We start from the raw sequence: 14,639 nt of genomic DNA, 5'->3' as shown, positions 1-14,639 counted from the left end.
TGGTGCGCCCGAGAGGATTCGAACCTCTGACCACCTGGTTCGTAGCCAGGTACTCTATCCAGCTGAGCTACGGGCGCAAATGGCGGAGAAGGGGGGATTCGAACCCCCGATGCGGGTATAAGCCGCATACTCCCTTAGCAGGGGAGCGCCTTCAGCCTCTCGGCCACCTCTCCGTTTGCGGGGCTGATAATACTTCACAGGGATTTTTAGTCAAACACTTTTTTGGAGAAAAAAGTGCGTTCGCTCAGCATTTGGTCAAAGCGTGGAATATTCAAACAATATCGACACTTATCCCGCAGATTCGCGCCCTGCAGGGCGATTTCAGGGGCCGAGAAAAAACAAAAGGCGACACATGAGGTGTCGCCTTGTCACAGCCATGAAAGTGGCTTAGAAGCCCGGTTGGCCCGGAACTTTCTCGGCCTGGATGCGCTGGTAGATCTCTTCGCGGTGTACGGAGACCTCTTTCGGTGCGTTAACACCGATACGGACCTGGTTGCCTTTAACGCCCAGTACGGTGACAGTCACTTCATCACCAATCATCAGGGTTTCCCCAACACGACGAGTCAAAATAAGCATTCGCTTGCTCCTGTATCCTGTTTTGTTTTTATATCGATATGCGACATTATCTAACAAAGATACCGATATGGTAAATGGTTGAAACTAAATCAATCAGAGATTGTTAGCCCAAGGGCTGCTCTTGCGGTGCCTGATCCAACCCGAAAGCCGCGTGCAGGGCCCGCACCGCCAGCTCCAGATACTTCTCGTCAATTACCACAGAGATTTTGATTTCAGAGGTCGAGATCAACTGCATGTTGATCCCCTCCTCGCCCAATACCTTGAACATGGTGCGCGCAACACCGGGATGGTTCCACATGCCGACACCGACAATGGAAACCTTGGCAATTTCGCCATTTCCCTGCACGCAGGAGGCGCCAAGTTCGGTGGCGGTCTCCTCCAGCAGTGCCCGGGCGCGGCGATAGTCATCACGATTCACCGTGAAGGTGAAGTCGGCGGTGCCATCTCCCAGGGTGTTCTGCACAATCATGTCGACATCAATGTTGGCGTCACTGATCGGATTCAGGATCTGCGCGGCAACGGTTGGTCTGTCCGGCACGCCCAGAATGGTCAGGCTGGCCTCGTTGCGGTTAAAAGCGATCCCGGATACCAGGGGAGCTTCCATCCTATCACCTCCATATGTGATTAAGGTTCCCTCTCCATCGATAAAGCTCGACAGCACCCGCAGCGGGACGCGGTACTTGCCCGCAAACTCCACCGAGCGGATCTGCAACACCTTGGCGCCGAGACTGGCCATCTCCAGCATCTCCTCGAAGGTGATGGTGTCAAGACGACGCGCCTTGGGCTCGATGCGCGGATCCGTGGTGTATACCCCATCCACATCGGTAAAGATCTGGCACTCATCGGCCTTGATGGCCGCCGCTACAGCAACCGCCGTGGTATCCGAACCGCCGCGGCCCAGCGTCGTGATGGCGTTATGCTCGTCACGGCCCTGGAAACCGGCGATCACCACCACCTTGCCCGCAGCCAGTTCGGCATGAACCAGCCCGGTGTCGATGTGGGTGATGCGCGCCTTGCCATAGGCGGAATCGGTATGAATCCGCACCTGATCACCGGTCATTGAGACCGCAGGACAACCGCGTTTGTTCAACGCGATCGCCAGCAGCGCTATGGTGACCTGCTCACCGGTGGAGACCAGTACATCCATCTCCCGCCGGTTGGCATCAGGATCCAGCTGCTGGGCCATGCCCAGCAGCCGGTTGGTTTCGCCCGACATGGCGGAGACAACCACCACCACGTCGTGTCCCTGGGCGCGGGTCTGCTCGACCCGCTCAGCTACCGCCTCGATCCGCTCCAGTGTGCCGACCGAGGTGCCGCCGTACTTCTGTACATAGAGTGCCACAGATCACCTCGCCCGATTACAGGCGCTCTTCCAGCCAGGAGTGAACGGATTGCAGCGCTGCCGGCACCGCCTCAGGCTGGGTACCACCCGCCTGTGCCATGTCCGGACGGCCACCGCCCTTGCCACCCACCTGCTGGGCAACCAGATTGACCAGTTCCCCGGCCTTGACCTTGCCGGTCAGGTCGTTGGTGACACCGGCGATCAGGTTAACCTTGCCGTCGGCACAGGTGGCCAGCAGTACAACACCGGACTTCATCTGGTTCTTCAGTTCGTCCAGCATGCCGCGCAGGGATTTCGGATCGGCCCCTTCCAGCGCTGCAACCAGCACCTTCTGACCGTTGATCTCGATCACCTGACCCAGCAGGTCGTTACCGGCCTGAGCGGCCAGCTTGGCCTTGAGCTGCTCCAGCTCGCGCTCCATCATCTTGGCCTTGTCCAGCATCTGGCGAACCTTGTCGGCGATGCAGAACTGGTCGCCTTTCACCAGGGCGGCAGCCTCTTCAATCTGCTCGCCAACCTGATGCATGAAGTCGATGGCCGCTTTGCCGGTCACCGCTTCGATACGGCGCACGCCAGCAGCGATGCCGCTCTCGGCGATGATCTTGAAGAAGCCGATATCACCGGTGCGCTTGGCGTGAGTACCGCCGCACAGCTCGGTGGAGTAGTCACCCATGCGCACCACGCGCACGTCGTCTTCATATTTTTCACCAAACAGCGCCATGGCACCGGCGGACTTGGCCGCTTCCAGATCCATCAGCTGGGTGGTGATTTCGTGGTTGGCGCGGATCTGGTTGTTGACCAGCTCCTCGACCCGGCGAATGGTCGCCATGGTCAGCCCCTCGAAGTGGGAGAAGTCGAAACGCATGCGCTCGGCACCAACCAGAGAACCTTTCTGGGTGACATGCTCGCCCAGTGCCTGACGCAGGGCAGCGTGCAGCAGGTGAGTCACGGAGTGGTTCAGGGCGATGGCCTGACGACGGTCAGCGTCAACCACGGCTTCCACTTCGGCGCCCTTCTCCAGGGTGCCCAGCTCCATGTAACCCTTGTGGATGATCGCCTTGCCCGCTTTCAGGGTATCAGTCACGGCAAAGATGCCGTCGTCCACTTTCAGGATACCGCTATCACCGACCTGACCACCGGACTCGGCATAGAAGGGGGTCTGCTCCAGCACGATGACCGCTTCGTCACCGGCGATAAGACCGCTCACCTCTTCCACACCCTTGTAGATACCGACCACGCGGGTACGCTCGGTCAGGGTCTTGTAACCGGTGAAGGGGGTCTCGAAGTCGAGCTTGAGCATCTCGTTGTAGTTCACGCCGAAGCTGGAAGCCTCTTTGGCACGAGCACGCTGCTTCTCCATCTCGGCCTTGAAGCCCTCTTCGTCGATGCCGATCTCGCGCTCGCGCACCACGTCGGCAGTCAGGTCGGCCGGGAAGCCGTAAGTGTCATAGAGCTTGAACACCACTTCACCCGGAATAACCTTGGCATCGCCCAGGTTGGCCAGAGCGTCTTCCAGCAGCAGCAGACCGCGATCCAGCGTGCGGACGAACTGCTCCTCTTCGATGCGCAGCACGCGCTCGACCAGCGGCAGCTGGGCGATCAGCTCGGCAGCGACATCCTTCATCTGCACTGCCAGCTCGGCAGCCAGTTTGTAGAAGAAGACATCGGTAGCGCCCAGCTTGCGACCGTGACGCACGGCGCGGCGGATGATGCGGCGCAGCACATAGCCACGACCTTCGTTGGACGGCATCACGCCATCTGCCACCAGGAAGGCGCAGGAGCGGATGTGGTCAGCGATGACGCGCAGGGACTGGTTGCTCAGATCGGTAGTGCCGACAATCTCGGCCGCTTTCTTGATCAGCGCCTGGAAGATGTCGATTTCGTAGTTGGAGTGCACACCCTGCATGATGGCGGAGATACGCTCCAGACCCATGCCGGTATCCACGGACGGACGCGGCAGCGGCTCCATGGTGCCGTCAGCCTGACGGTTGAACTGCATGAACACCACGTTCCAGATCTCGATGAAACGGTCGCCATCCTCTTCCGGTGAGCCGGGACGGCCACCCCAGATGTGATCGCCGTGGTCATAGAAGATCTCGGTGCAGGGACCGCACGGGCCGGTGTCACCCATCGCCCAGAAGTTGTCGGAAGCGTAAGGGGCACCCTTGTTGTCACCGATGCGCACGATGCGATCGGCCGGGACACCGACCTCTTTTTCCCAGATATCGAAAGCTTCATCATCAGTCGCGTAGACGGTCACCAGCAGGCGATCTTTCGGCAGTTGCAGCACCTCGGTCAGGAAGCCCCATGCAAACTTGATGGCATCCTGTTTGAAGTAGTCACCGAAGCTGAAGTTGCCCAGCATTTCGAAGAAGGTGTGGTGACGAGCGGTATAGCCGACGTTTTCCAGATCGTTGTGCTTACCACCGGCACGCACGCAACGCTGGGAAGTCGTCGCGCGATTGTAGGCACGCTTGTCTGCGCCAAGGAACACGTCCTTGAACTGGTTCATACCCGCGTTGGTAAACAACAGGGTCGGGTCGTTATGCGGTACCAGCGAGCTGGAGGAGACAACCTGGTGCCCCTGGGAACGGAAATACTCGAGAAACGCAGCGCGAATCTCTGACGTGGACATATACATGGAAAATCCTGCTTGATTCGAATACGGACTTTTAACCGCATTAATGTAAGTTTTCTGCGGGGTAAAGTAAAACGGACAGGGCCGCCACGGGCGAAAAAGCGCACATAAACGGGCCAGAAAAGAGCGGCACTGCTCACAGTGGCTTTTTTCACTGTCGAGAGGCAAAAAAGCAGCGCATAAAGAGGAATGAGATGAACAAAAGACGGCTTTTTCGGAATTGCGCTCGCAACCTACTGAGCCGGCAGGAAAAACCGGCCACAAGGAGAGGTGAAACGACTGTTGCCACGCAGTGGCGTTACTCCTCCCGCTCCTGCAGGGCCGAGATGGCATAACGGGCCTGATCCTGGGTAAAGCCGCGCCCCAGCAGATATTTGAGCCACTTCATCCGCAGCTTGAAATCGGCCAGATCGGCAATTTTTGCCCGTCGCTCCAGCAGTTCGAAGGCAAGCTCGAACCAGTCCAGCTCCGGCTGCTCAAAGGCGGCATCGATCTGGCCATCGTTCAGTCCCTTGCGACGCAGGTCGAAACGGATCTTGAGCGGGCCATGTCCCTTGGCGGCACCGGCCCGCACCGCCATGGCACCATATCGCTCGTCATTGACCCAGTTGTAACCGCGGCAGTAGTCGACCACCGCCTCGATCACCTCTTCCTGATAGCCCTGCTGGCGCAAGCGTCTGGCCAGCTCCGACTCGGCACTCTCGCGGCGGGCCAGACTGCGCATGGCATAGCCGCGGGCAGCGGCCAGCTGTTCGGCAAAGGTCGGCTCGGCGGGCTCGAGCGGTTCGGTCACGGATTCATCTACCATCATAAATAACAAGGCCGGGTATCTACCCGGCCTTCCTTTGTTCCTTATTCGAACTCTTGTTCGCTTTCGGCATCGAACTCTTCTGCCTCAACCGGTGCAGCCTTGTCATCGACAGGTACGGCACCGGAGAGCAGCAGCTCGCGCAGTTTGGCTTCCACTTCGCCAGCCAGCGCCTTGTTCTCGGCGAACAGCTTCATCACGTTGGCCTTGCCCTGACCAATCTTCTCGCCGTTGTAGCTGTACCAGGCGCCCGCCTTGTCGATCAGCTTGTGCTTGACGCCGAGATCCACCAGCTCGCCCTCTTTGGAGATGCCGGCACCGTAGAAGATCTGGAATTCGGCCTGCTTGAAGGGAGGTGCCACCTTGTTCTTCACTACCTTGACGCGGGTCTCGTTACCGACCACTTCGTCGCCTTCCTTGATGGCGCCGGTACGACGGATATCCAGACGCACGGAGGCGTAGAACTTGAGTGCGTTACCACCGGTAGTGGTCTCCGGGCTGCCGAACATGACGCCAATCTTCATCCGGATCTGGTTAATGAAGATGCACAGGCAGTTGGCGTTTTTGATGTTGGCGGTCAGCTTGCGCAGCGCCTGGGACATCAGACGAGCCTGCAGGCCAACGTGGGAGTCACCCATCTCGCCTTCGATTTCCGCTTTCGGAGTCAGGGCCGCCACGGAGTCGACGATGATGACGTCAACGGCGTTGGAGCGCACCAGCATGTCGCAGATCTCCAGCGCCTGTTCACCGGTATCCGGCTGGGAGATGAGCAGGTCGTCGACGTTGACGCCCAGCTTGGCGGCATAGATGGGATCCAGCGCGTGCTCCGCATCGACGAAGGCACAGGTCTTGCCCTTCTTCTGGGCTTCGGCGATCACCTGCAGGGTGAGGGTGGTTTTACCGGAAGATTCCGGGCCGTAGATCTCGACGATACGACCGCACGGCAGACCACCGATCCCCAGCGCCACGTCCAGAGAGAGGGAGCCGGTGGAGATGGCTTCGATATCCATGGTCTTGCTGTCGCCCAGACGCATGATGGAGCCTTTGCCGAACTGCTTTTCAATCTGACCCAGCGCAGCCGCCAGTGCCTTCTGTTTGTTCTGATCCATGCCAATCTCCGCTGGAAATCGTGAGTAAAAAATGAAGTTGGGCTAAGTATACTGTCTATTCATACAGTATCAAGCCCAATTTATCTGAGCAGGGCCAACAGACCCGACAAGGCCTGTCTCACCGCCTGCTGGCGCACCTGCCGGCGATCCCCGTCGAAGCGGGCCAGCAGAGAGTGGTGGCGGCCATTGCTGTCGGCCCAGGCGAACCAGACGGTGCCGACCGGCTTGCCCTCGGTCGCACCGCCGGGGCCGGCGATGCCGCTGATGGCAACGCTGATGGAGGCAGACGAGTGCGCCAGCGCGCCGCGGGCCATCTCCAGCACCACCGCCTCGCTCACCGCGCCGTGCCGCTCAAGGCTCTCGCGGCTCACCCCCAGCATCTGCTGCTTGGCCTCGTTGGTGTAGGTGACAAAGCCGCGATCGAACCAGCCGGAGCTACCCGCGATGTCGGTGATGGCCGTAGCCACTCCACCGCCGGTACAGGATTCGGCGGTCGCAGCCAGCCAGCCCCGTTGACCAAGGGCCCGCCCCAGCTCGATGGCGAGGTGCTCTATCTCTGCGTCCAGTTTCATCACAGCTCCTTCTGATTCGTGGAAAGGGCACATTATGCGATCCCGCCGCAGCCCCTCGCAACTGAGCTGATTGTCACAAGGCTGATGACTCGCATCAGCCAAATGGTGGTGTGAGCCAACCTCCCCCGGCGCGGCGCTTATGTGTAGAATGGCGCCATCAAGCTCAAGGCTCATCACCGCAGACCCGGGCCCGCAGAGGCCCCTTCTGGAATAGAACATGACCGCACAACACCAAGCTACTGGCGCCGCGCCAAGCGCCAATCTCAGCGCCCACACGCCCATGATGCAGCAGTACCTTGGCCTCAAGGCCGAGAACCCGGAGATCCTGCTGTTCTACCGGATGGGCGACTTCTACGAGCTGTTCTATGACGATGCCCGCAAGGCCTCCCAATTGCTCGATATCTCCCTGACCAAGCGCGGCCAGTCGGCCGGCAGCCCCATCCCGATGGCGGGGGTGCCCTATCACGCTATCGAAGGGTATCTGGCCAAGTTGGTGCAGCTCGGCGAATCCGCCGCCATCTGCGAACAGGTGGGGGATCCCGCCACCAGCAAGGGGCCGGTGGAGCGCAAGGTCATTCGCATCATCACCCCGGGCACCGTCTCCGACGAGGCTTTGCTCAGCGAGCGACAGGACAACCTGATCGCCGCCGTCTACCACGATGGCCGCCGCTTCGGCTACGGCACCATGGATATCAGCTCCGGCCGCTTCTTCATCAATCAGTTCGAGAAAGAAGAGACCCTGCTGGCAGAGCTGCAGCGCACCAATCCGGCCGAGCTGCTCTATCCAGAATCCTTCGAGTTTCTGCACCATATCGAGGGTCGCCGCGGCCTGCGTCGCCGCCCGGAGTGGGAGTTTGAGCTGGGCACCGCCCGCAAGCTGCTCTGCCAGCAGTTCGGCACCCAGGATCTGGTGGGATTTGGCGTCGACAAGAGCGAGACCGCCCTGTGCGCCGCTGGCTGCCTGATGCAGTACGTCAAGGACACCCAGCGCACCGCCCTGCCCCACATCCGCAACGTACGCCTTGAACAGCCAGATCATGCGGTCATCATGGATGCCGCCACCCGCCGCAATCTGGAGCTGACCCAGAATCTGGCCGGTGGCTATGAAAATACCCTGGCCGAGGTGCTGGATCGTACCGCCACCCCTATGGGCAGCCGCCTGCTCAAGCGCTGGATCCACCAGCCGATCCGCGATCGGGTGATCCTGAAAGGTCGCCAGAGCACCATCAAGGAGCTCATCGAGCAAAACCTCTACGACGAGTTGGGCAACCTGCTGCGTCAGGTGGGTGATGTGGAGCGGGTACTGGCCCGTCTCGCCCTGCGCTCGGCGCGCCCGCGCGACCTCACCCGCCTGCGTCAGGCTTTCGCCCAGTTGCCCGAATTGCAGCGCCTGCTGGCGGATAACGAACACGAAGCGGTGCAGCAGCTGCGCGAGCGGGCCAGCACCTTCCCCGAGCTGCTCGACCTGCTGGAGCGTGCGGTGATGGAGGTGCCGCCGGTGCTGATCCGCGATGGTGGCGTGATCCGTGACGGCTTCAATCAGGAGCTGGACGAGCTGCGGGATCTGGCCAACGGCGCCACCGCCAGCCTCGCCCGCATCGAGGAGCGGGAGAAGCTGCTGACCGGTATCAACACTCTAAAGGTGGGTTACAACAAAGTGCACGGCTTCTATATCGAGGTGAGCCGCGCCAACAGCCATCTGGTGCCGGCCCACTACATCCGCCGCCAGACCCTCAAGAACAACGAACGCTACATCATCGATGAGCTGAAGAAGTACGAGGACAAGGTACTCACCGCCCAGTCCCAGGCGCTGGCGCTGGAAAAACGGCTCTACGAAGAGCTGCTCGATGCCCTGCTGCCCCACCTCGGCGATCTGCAGGATTCCGCAGCCGCACTGGCGGAGCTGGACGTGCTGGCCAATCTGGCCGAGCGGGCCGAGACCCTCGACTATCGCTGCCCGACCCTCATCGATGAGGATCAGATCCTGATCGAAGCGGGCCGCCATCCGGTGGTGGAGCAGGTGATGACAGATCCCTTTATCGCCAACCCCATCCGGCTGGAACGGGAGCGGCGGATGCTGATCATCACGGGTCCCAACATGGGCGGTAAATCGACCTACATGCGCCAGACCGCGCTGATCGTGCTGCTGGCCCATATCGGCGCCTTCGTGCCCGCCGACAGCGCCCGCATCGGCCCCATCGACCGCATCTTTACCCGCATCGGGGCGTCAGACGATCTCGCCTCCGGCCGCTCCACCTTTATGGTAGAGATGACCGAGACCGCCAATATCCTCAACAACGCCACCGCCCGCAGTCTGGTGCTGATGGACGAAATTGGCCGCGGCACCAGCACCTACGACGGCCTCTCGCTGGCGTGGGCATGTGCCGAACAGCTGGCGAGCAAGATTGGCGCCTACACCCTGTTTGCCACCCACTACTTCGAGCTGACCCGCTTGCCCGAGCTGATGAGCGGGCTGGCCAACGTCCATCTGGATGCGGTGGAGCACGGCGACACCATCGCCTTTATGCACGCGGTGCAGGAAGGCGCGGCCAGCCGCTCCTACGGCCTGCAAGTGGCGGCGTTGGCCGGGGTGCCGAAATCGGTGATCCAGCAGGCACGTCACAAACTACACGAGCTGGAGAGCGCCACTCCGGTCGCCGCCGGTGAAACCCGCCCGGCTCCGGTGACCATGGCGCCCCAGAGCCATCCGGTAGTCGATGAGCTGGAAGCAGTGCGCCCGGACGAGCTCACCCCCCGTCAGGCGCTAGATCTGCTCTATCGCCTCAAACAGATGTTGTGAACAACCGCTTCGGCTCAGGTATGAAACAACCGGCCTCACGCTGTTATCATCAACAAAAGAGCCGCCCATCGGGCGGCTCTTTGCATCAGCTTGTTATAGAACCGTCAATCTACTCTGGGCGGTGCAGCGATATGGGTCGCCTCTGACTGATGGTCACCCTCCTTGATCCAGGCATCCAGCAGGGTATAAGCCACCGCCAGCACCACGGGGCCGATAAACAGACCGATGATCCCCATCGCCAGCAGGCCGCCGATAACCCCCACCAGAATGAGAATGAGGGGCAGATTGGCACCGCGTTTGATCAGGAAGGGACGCAGGAAGTTGTCCATGGTGCCGGCGATCAGCGACCAGACCAGCAGGAAGGTGCCCCAGGTAGTATCACCGCTCCAGTAGAGATAACCGACACAGGAGATCAGCACCGGAAAGGGACCTATCTGGGCGACGATGAGCAGGAACATTACCACCACCAGAACCATGGTGTAGGGGATGCCAGCGATCCACAGCCCCACCCCGGCCACCGAGGATTGCACCAGCGCAGTAACCACCACCCCCATGGCCACGGCACGGATCGCCTGGGAAGCCAGCACGGTCGCATTGTCACCGCGATCCCCGGCCAGCCGGTGGGCAAAGCGGCGAATGCCGGTCGCCACCACTTCACCGGAGTGATAGAGCAGACCACAGATACCGACCGTCAGCAGGAAGTGGACCAGCAGCATGCCCAGATTACCCGCCTGAGCAGCCAGCCAGCGCGCCGTCTGACCGAAGTAGGGCGCCAGCTTGGCAAACAGCACCTGACCACCGCTCGCCAGAATTTGCTGCCAGAAGTCATAGAGCTTGCCGCCCACCAGCGGGATCTGCTGCAACCAGAGCAGCTCGGGCGGCGGTGACTGGCTGATATTGGTCCCCAGTTCGATCAGCATGGGGGCTTTCTCCGCCACATTGGCCAGTGTCATAAAGAGCGGAATGACAAACATCAGCAATAGCACCAGGCTCATAAAGAGAGCGGCCAGCGCACGCTTGCCCCACAGCAACCGCTGCACCATCAACATCAGTGGCCAGGTAGCGATGGTGATCATGGTGGCCCACACCAGTGCGGGCAGGAAGGGGCGCAGCACCATAAAGCAGGAGATGATCAGGAGGCTGAGAAACAGCACCCCCAAGGTTATCTTGGCCAAATCCACTTTTTTCATATTCATAGAGTTCCCCTTGCAGGGCGTCCGCCCCTGGGTCGTGAGTCTTGTTTCAAGAGAGAGAGTATCCACCAGAGGCCGACGCTCAACCAGAGCCCCAGCCCGAAAAAGAGCACAAACTGTCCGAGCAGTATGATCAACGAGCTACTGGTTAGCAGCGGCAACAGCCACAGGCCGGCACCGTTCAGCAAGCCGCCCGCCAGCACGACGCCCCCTGTAAGCAGCGGGGGATAACCAGCACGAACGAGGGCAGCCTTTCCCCCGAGCCAGAGGCCCAGCGCTACCAGCCCGATACCGGTCAGATGGGCCGATTGGGTCATTCCCCCGAGCGCCAGCGCCGCGGCAATCAGCAGCAACCAGCCTGCCCCACCCCCATCGGTACGCCAGCAGGGACAAGCAGCCAGCAGTATGGCACCCATCAGCAGCCCCGCCGCTACGTCAGAGATAAAGTGCACCCCGAGCCAGACCCGCGCCAGACCTGTGGTCAGCGCCAGCAGCAGCGCCAGCGAATAGGCCAGCCCGCGCCGGGCAGGCCAGAGCCAGCCAAGCAGCGCCCCCCAGAACAGCAAGGCCGAGGCGGTATGGCCGCTCGGCATGCCAAAGCCTTGGGCACTCTGGGTTGCCAGTTCAGGTTGCAGATGGAAGGGGCGCGGCCAGCCGATCCCCTCCTTGCTTGCCTGCACCAGCAGCCCGAGCCAGAGCATGGCGAAAAGCAACTGGCGCAGCCGCGGCCACCCCAGCAGCGGGAGCAGCAAAGGTATCAGGGCAAGCTGAAAGCCGCCTGAACCAAACAGATTGCTGACCGACAGCCACCAGATATCGGGCCCCAGCCACTGTTGCAGACGCATCATCAGCGGGATCTCGGCCTGATGCAGCGCATTGCCCTGCGCCACAAAATCGGCCTGCCAGCGCACCTCGCTCTCGGGCACCTGAGCAAGCTGGGATTGCAGCAAGTCGAGCTGATCCGGGAAACGGCGCTGCTCGCGGGGGAGCTTGTCCACCGCGATCAAGCGGGCGTTGAGGATCTCCCCACCCAGATTGGGAGCTTTCAGCAGCGAGACAAAATCGGAATCTTGCTGGGCGACGATGGGTTCCAGCGTGCGACAAGCGAAGATAACCGCTCGCTGCCAGCGACCCAACTCCTGCACCACCTCCCCCCGCAAGCCGGTCTCCTCAAAGAGTTCGCGCAGTGCCGCCTGCTGCGGACTCTCACCGCCATCGATATAGCCACCGCTCAGGCTATAGCGGGAGGAGATGCGATCCTGCACCAGCAGCAGTTGATCCTGATGGCGGATGGCGCAGGCCGCCGCCGAGGGAGCCGCCGGTTCGGCGCTCAGGGCTGGCAGAGCGGCAAACCACGCCAACAAGAGTAAAAAGAGGGTTCTCGACATCAATTTGCTTTCCCTATGCACAATGGCGACAAGCCTCCCAGAAATCAGATAGTTGGGCAATGGTGGCGGCCGGATCGCCGTCGTTCCCGCCGCAATGGAGGTGCACGGAAGATTGCGATGAAGCAGGGCACTCCCTACTATTGGCGGCTATCTTCAATTTCATGCAGCAAACGCTGGAGCCCTCCATGAGACAGTTCGGCTTTTTCCTCGGCATCGCCATCGGTGTCATTTTGATCCTGTTCGGCAGCATCGTCATCTTCCAGGCGCTCCCTGCCGCACTGGATGTGCTGGAGATGCCAAGCCGCATCCCGTTCGTGCGCGAGGTCTACACCTGGCTGATGACCAGCGCCAACGGCCTGACCGCCCAGCTGGAGCAGAACTTCCTGGAAGCCTTCCAGACCGTGCTCAAGCTGATCCTGCTCATCACCTTCATGTGGGTCTGCGTCAAGCTGGTCAACATGGGGGTGCTGATTATCCGCGCCGGGGTTGATCTGATCCGCACCGCCATCGCCCACAGCGAAGGGCCGCACGACCAGAAGAAGCCGGATCAGCACGATCACTTCTGACTCTGACATGGTCGATGGATGTGAACACTGCCGCCCCCAACCGGGGCGGCAGTGTTATATGCGCGGTATGAAGGCCCTTCCCAGCCCCCATGAATACCCGATAAAGCAGCGGCTTTCCCTTGTGAATCAGCAAACTGCCCATATGTTGCATCACCTTGACATGGTTTGCGCCCCGCGCAGCGGCTGCCCGGTTTCTATCCCGACCCCGTGCTCTGGTATAATCGACCACCTCTTTTCCCCGTTATGGAGCCTGTTCATGCCCAATCATGCAGAAAGTGCCCTCGAGGTTCGTCTCGACAAGTGGTTGTGGGCTGCCCGTTTCTACAAGACCCGCTCGCTGGCGCGGGATCAGATTGACGGCGGCAAGGTGCACTACAATGGTCAGCGCAGCAAACCGGGCAAACAGGTGGAAGTGGGTGCGCTGATCCGCTTCTGGCAGGGGCAGGATGAGCGGGAAGTGCGGGTGCTGGCCATCAGCGATCAGCGCAAATCGGCACCACTCGCCCAGCAGCTCTATGAAGAGACCGCCGAAAGCCTGAAAAAGCGGGCCGAAAACAGCGAGGCGCGCCGCTTCAACAGCCAGTTTGCGCCGAGCCCGGAGCGTCGCCCCGACAAGCAGGAGCGGCGCCAGTTGCTCAAGGTCAAACAGTACTGACCGACCCCGATTTGATACCGGGCTGGCCGCAACCCCAGCCCGCCCGATTTACCTCACCGAAGAACCCAGGAACATATGATGAGCAACCAAGATCTGCTGTATCGCTATCTGTTTGAAGAGTACGAAGTACGTGGCGAGCTGGTCCAGCTGGATCACACCTACCGCCACGTGGTGGAAGCCCAGAACTACCCGGTGCAGGTGCAAAAACTGCTGGGCGAGCTGCTGGTCGCCACCAGCCTGCTGACCGCCACCCTCAAGTTTGAAGGTTCCATCACCGTTCAGCTGCAGGGCGATGGCCCGGTGCGTCTGGCCGTCATCAACGGCGACCACAACCAGCAACTGCGCGGCGTGGCCCGCTTTGAAGGCGAGCTGCCGAGCGACAACAAGCTGCAGAGCCTGATCGGCAACGGCCAGCTGGTCATCACCATCACGCCGGATCAGGGCGAGCGCTATCAGGGCATCATCGCGCTGGACGCCGACACTCTGGCTGGCTGTCTGGAGCACTACTTTGCCCAGTCCGAGCAGCTGGCGACCAAACTGTGGATCCGCACCGGTTACCACGAGGGCGAACCGCGCGCTGCCGGCATCATGCTGCAGGAGCTGCCCGCCCAGAGCGAGGATCACAGCAACGACTTCGAGCACCTGACCCAGCTCACCAGCACCATCAAGGATGAAGAGCTGTTCGGTCTGGAAGCGGAAGAGATCCTCTACCGTCTCTACCATCAGGACAAGGTGCGGGTGTTCGATCCGCAGGCGGTCGAGTTCCGCTGCACCTGCTCCCGCGAGCGCTGCGAAGGGGCCCTGCTGCAGATAGAAAAGGAAGAGGTGATGGATATGGTGCAGGAGCTCGGCAAGATCGACATGCACTGTGATTATTGCGGCGCCCAGTACCAATTTAATGGGATCGATGTCGAAACCCTGTTCAGCAGGGCTCCCGGCAATGATGCAAACAAGTTACACTAATTAAAGGCGGGCAAAACCCGCCTTTAACT

Annotated in this window: 12 protein-coding genes and 2 tRNA genes; 4 read left to right on the top strand and 10 right to left on the bottom strand. The window is 60.7% G+C overall.

Going from position 1 to position 14,639, the window contains the following annotated elements; all coding sequences use genetic code 11:
- From G5533_RS10475 to pncC, 8 genes are all read right to left on the bottom strand, one after another.
- A tRNA-Arg gene (locus G5533_RS10475) sits at positions 1 to 77 on the bottom strand.
- A 3-nt stretch (positions 78 to 80) separates the two neighbouring features.
- Positions 81 to 173: transfer RNA gene (locus tag G5533_RS10470), tRNA-Ser, on the bottom strand.
- A 214-nt stretch (positions 174 to 387) separates the two neighbouring features.
- The gene (gene csrA / locus G5533_RS10465; RefSeq protein ID WP_005336053.1) at positions 388 to 576 is read right to left on the bottom strand and encodes a carbon storage regulator CsrA; all 189 of its coding nucleotides are present in this window, start codon (positions 574 to 576) and stop codon (positions 388 to 390) included.
- Between the two features lie 103 nt (positions 577 to 679).
- The gene (locus tag G5533_RS10460; RefSeq protein ID WP_337073158.1) at positions 680 to 1,918 is read right to left on the bottom strand and encodes an aspartate kinase; all 1,239 of its coding nucleotides are present in this window, start codon (positions 1,916 to 1,918) and stop codon (positions 680 to 682) included.
- A 16-nt stretch (positions 1,919 to 1,934) separates the two neighbouring features.
- The gene (gene alaS / locus G5533_RS10455) at positions 1,935 to 4,559 is read right to left on the bottom strand and encodes an alanine--tRNA ligase (protein ID WP_421255097.1); all 2,625 of its coding nucleotides are present in this window, start codon (positions 4,557 to 4,559) and stop codon (positions 1,935 to 1,937) included.
- 295 nt (positions 4,560 to 4,854) lie between these two features.
- Entirely contained in the window at positions 4,855 to 5,364 is a 510-nt protein-coding gene (locus tag G5533_RS10450) for a regulatory protein RecX (RefSeq protein ID WP_215802118.1), read from the bottom strand.
- Positions 5,365 to 5,408: 44 nt separating this feature from the next.
- Complete coding sequence (gene recA / locus G5533_RS10445) at positions 5,409 to 6,473, bottom strand: recombinase RecA (protein ID WP_104016529.1); 1,065 nt, start codon at positions 6,471 to 6,473, stop codon at positions 5,409 to 5,411.
- Between the two features lie 80 nt (positions 6,474 to 6,553).
- Complete coding sequence (gene pncC / locus G5533_RS10440) at positions 6,554 to 7,045, bottom strand: nicotinamide-nucleotide amidase (RefSeq protein WP_033115928.1); 492 nt, start codon at positions 7,043 to 7,045, stop codon at positions 6,554 to 6,556.
- A 217-nt stretch (positions 7,046 to 7,262) separates the two neighbouring features.
- Between pncC and mutS the strand changes: the two genes are divergently transcribed.
- Positions 7,263 to 9,845, top strand: a complete 2,583-nt coding sequence (gene mutS / locus G5533_RS10435; RefSeq protein WP_441254762.1) for a DNA mismatch repair protein MutS — start codon at positions 7,263 to 7,265, stop codon at positions 9,843 to 9,845.
- A 104-nt stretch (positions 9,846 to 9,949) separates the two neighbouring features.
- Here the strand turns inward: mutS and ydiK are convergent, their stop codons facing one another.
- Together ydiK and G5533_RS10425 are read right to left on the bottom strand one after the other, a co-directional pair.
- On the bottom strand, positions 9,950 to 11,041 hold the full coding sequence (ydiK, locus tag G5533_RS10430; RefSeq protein WP_421212256.1) for an AI-2E family transporter YdiK: 1,092 nt from the start codon (positions 11,039 to 11,041) through the stop codon (positions 9,950 to 9,952).
- Positions 11,038 to 12,426 (bottom strand): bifunctional NUDIX hydrolase/phosphatase PAP2 family protein, encoded by a 1,389-nt coding sequence (locus tag G5533_RS10425; protein WP_441254761.1) that lies wholly within the window; start codon positions 12,424 to 12,426, stop codon positions 11,038 to 11,040. The genes ydiK and G5533_RS10425 overlap by 4 nt, the downstream gene beginning before the upstream one ends.
- Before the next feature lie 185 nt (positions 12,427 to 12,611).
- Here G5533_RS10425 and G5533_RS10420 point away from each other — a divergent pair, with 185 nt between their 5' ends.
- The 3 genes from G5533_RS10420 (at position 12,612) to hslO (ending at position 14,610) form a co-directional block, all read left to right on the top strand.
- On the top strand, positions 12,612 to 12,992 hold the full coding sequence (locus G5533_RS10420; RefSeq protein ID WP_005340143.1) for a hypothetical protein: 381 nt from the start codon (positions 12,612 to 12,614) through the stop codon (positions 12,990 to 12,992).
- 256 nt (positions 12,993 to 13,248) lie between these two features.
- Positions 13,249 to 13,647: a ribosome-associated heat shock protein Hsp15 gene (gene hslR, locus G5533_RS10415; protein ID WP_429112424.1), complete on the top strand. Its 399-nt coding sequence runs from the start codon at positions 13,249 to 13,251 to the stop codon at positions 13,645 to 13,647.
- A 78-nt stretch (positions 13,648 to 13,725) separates the two neighbouring features.
- The gene (gene hslO, locus G5533_RS10410; protein ID WP_033113738.1) at positions 13,726 to 14,610 is read left to right on the top strand and encodes an Hsp33 family molecular chaperone HslO; all 885 of its coding nucleotides are present in this window, start codon (positions 13,726 to 13,728) and stop codon (positions 14,608 to 14,610) included.
- Positions 14,611 to 14,639 lie beyond the last annotated feature (29 nt).

The organism is Aeromonas sp. A600620 (assembly GCF_029479985.1).
Classification (GTDB): Bacteria; Pseudomonadota; Gammaproteobacteria; order Enterobacterales; family Aeromonadaceae; genus Aeromonas; species Aeromonas veronii_A.
Note: the sequence above shows the minus strand (reverse complement) of the source record. Positions and strands in the feature narration are given on the sequence as shown.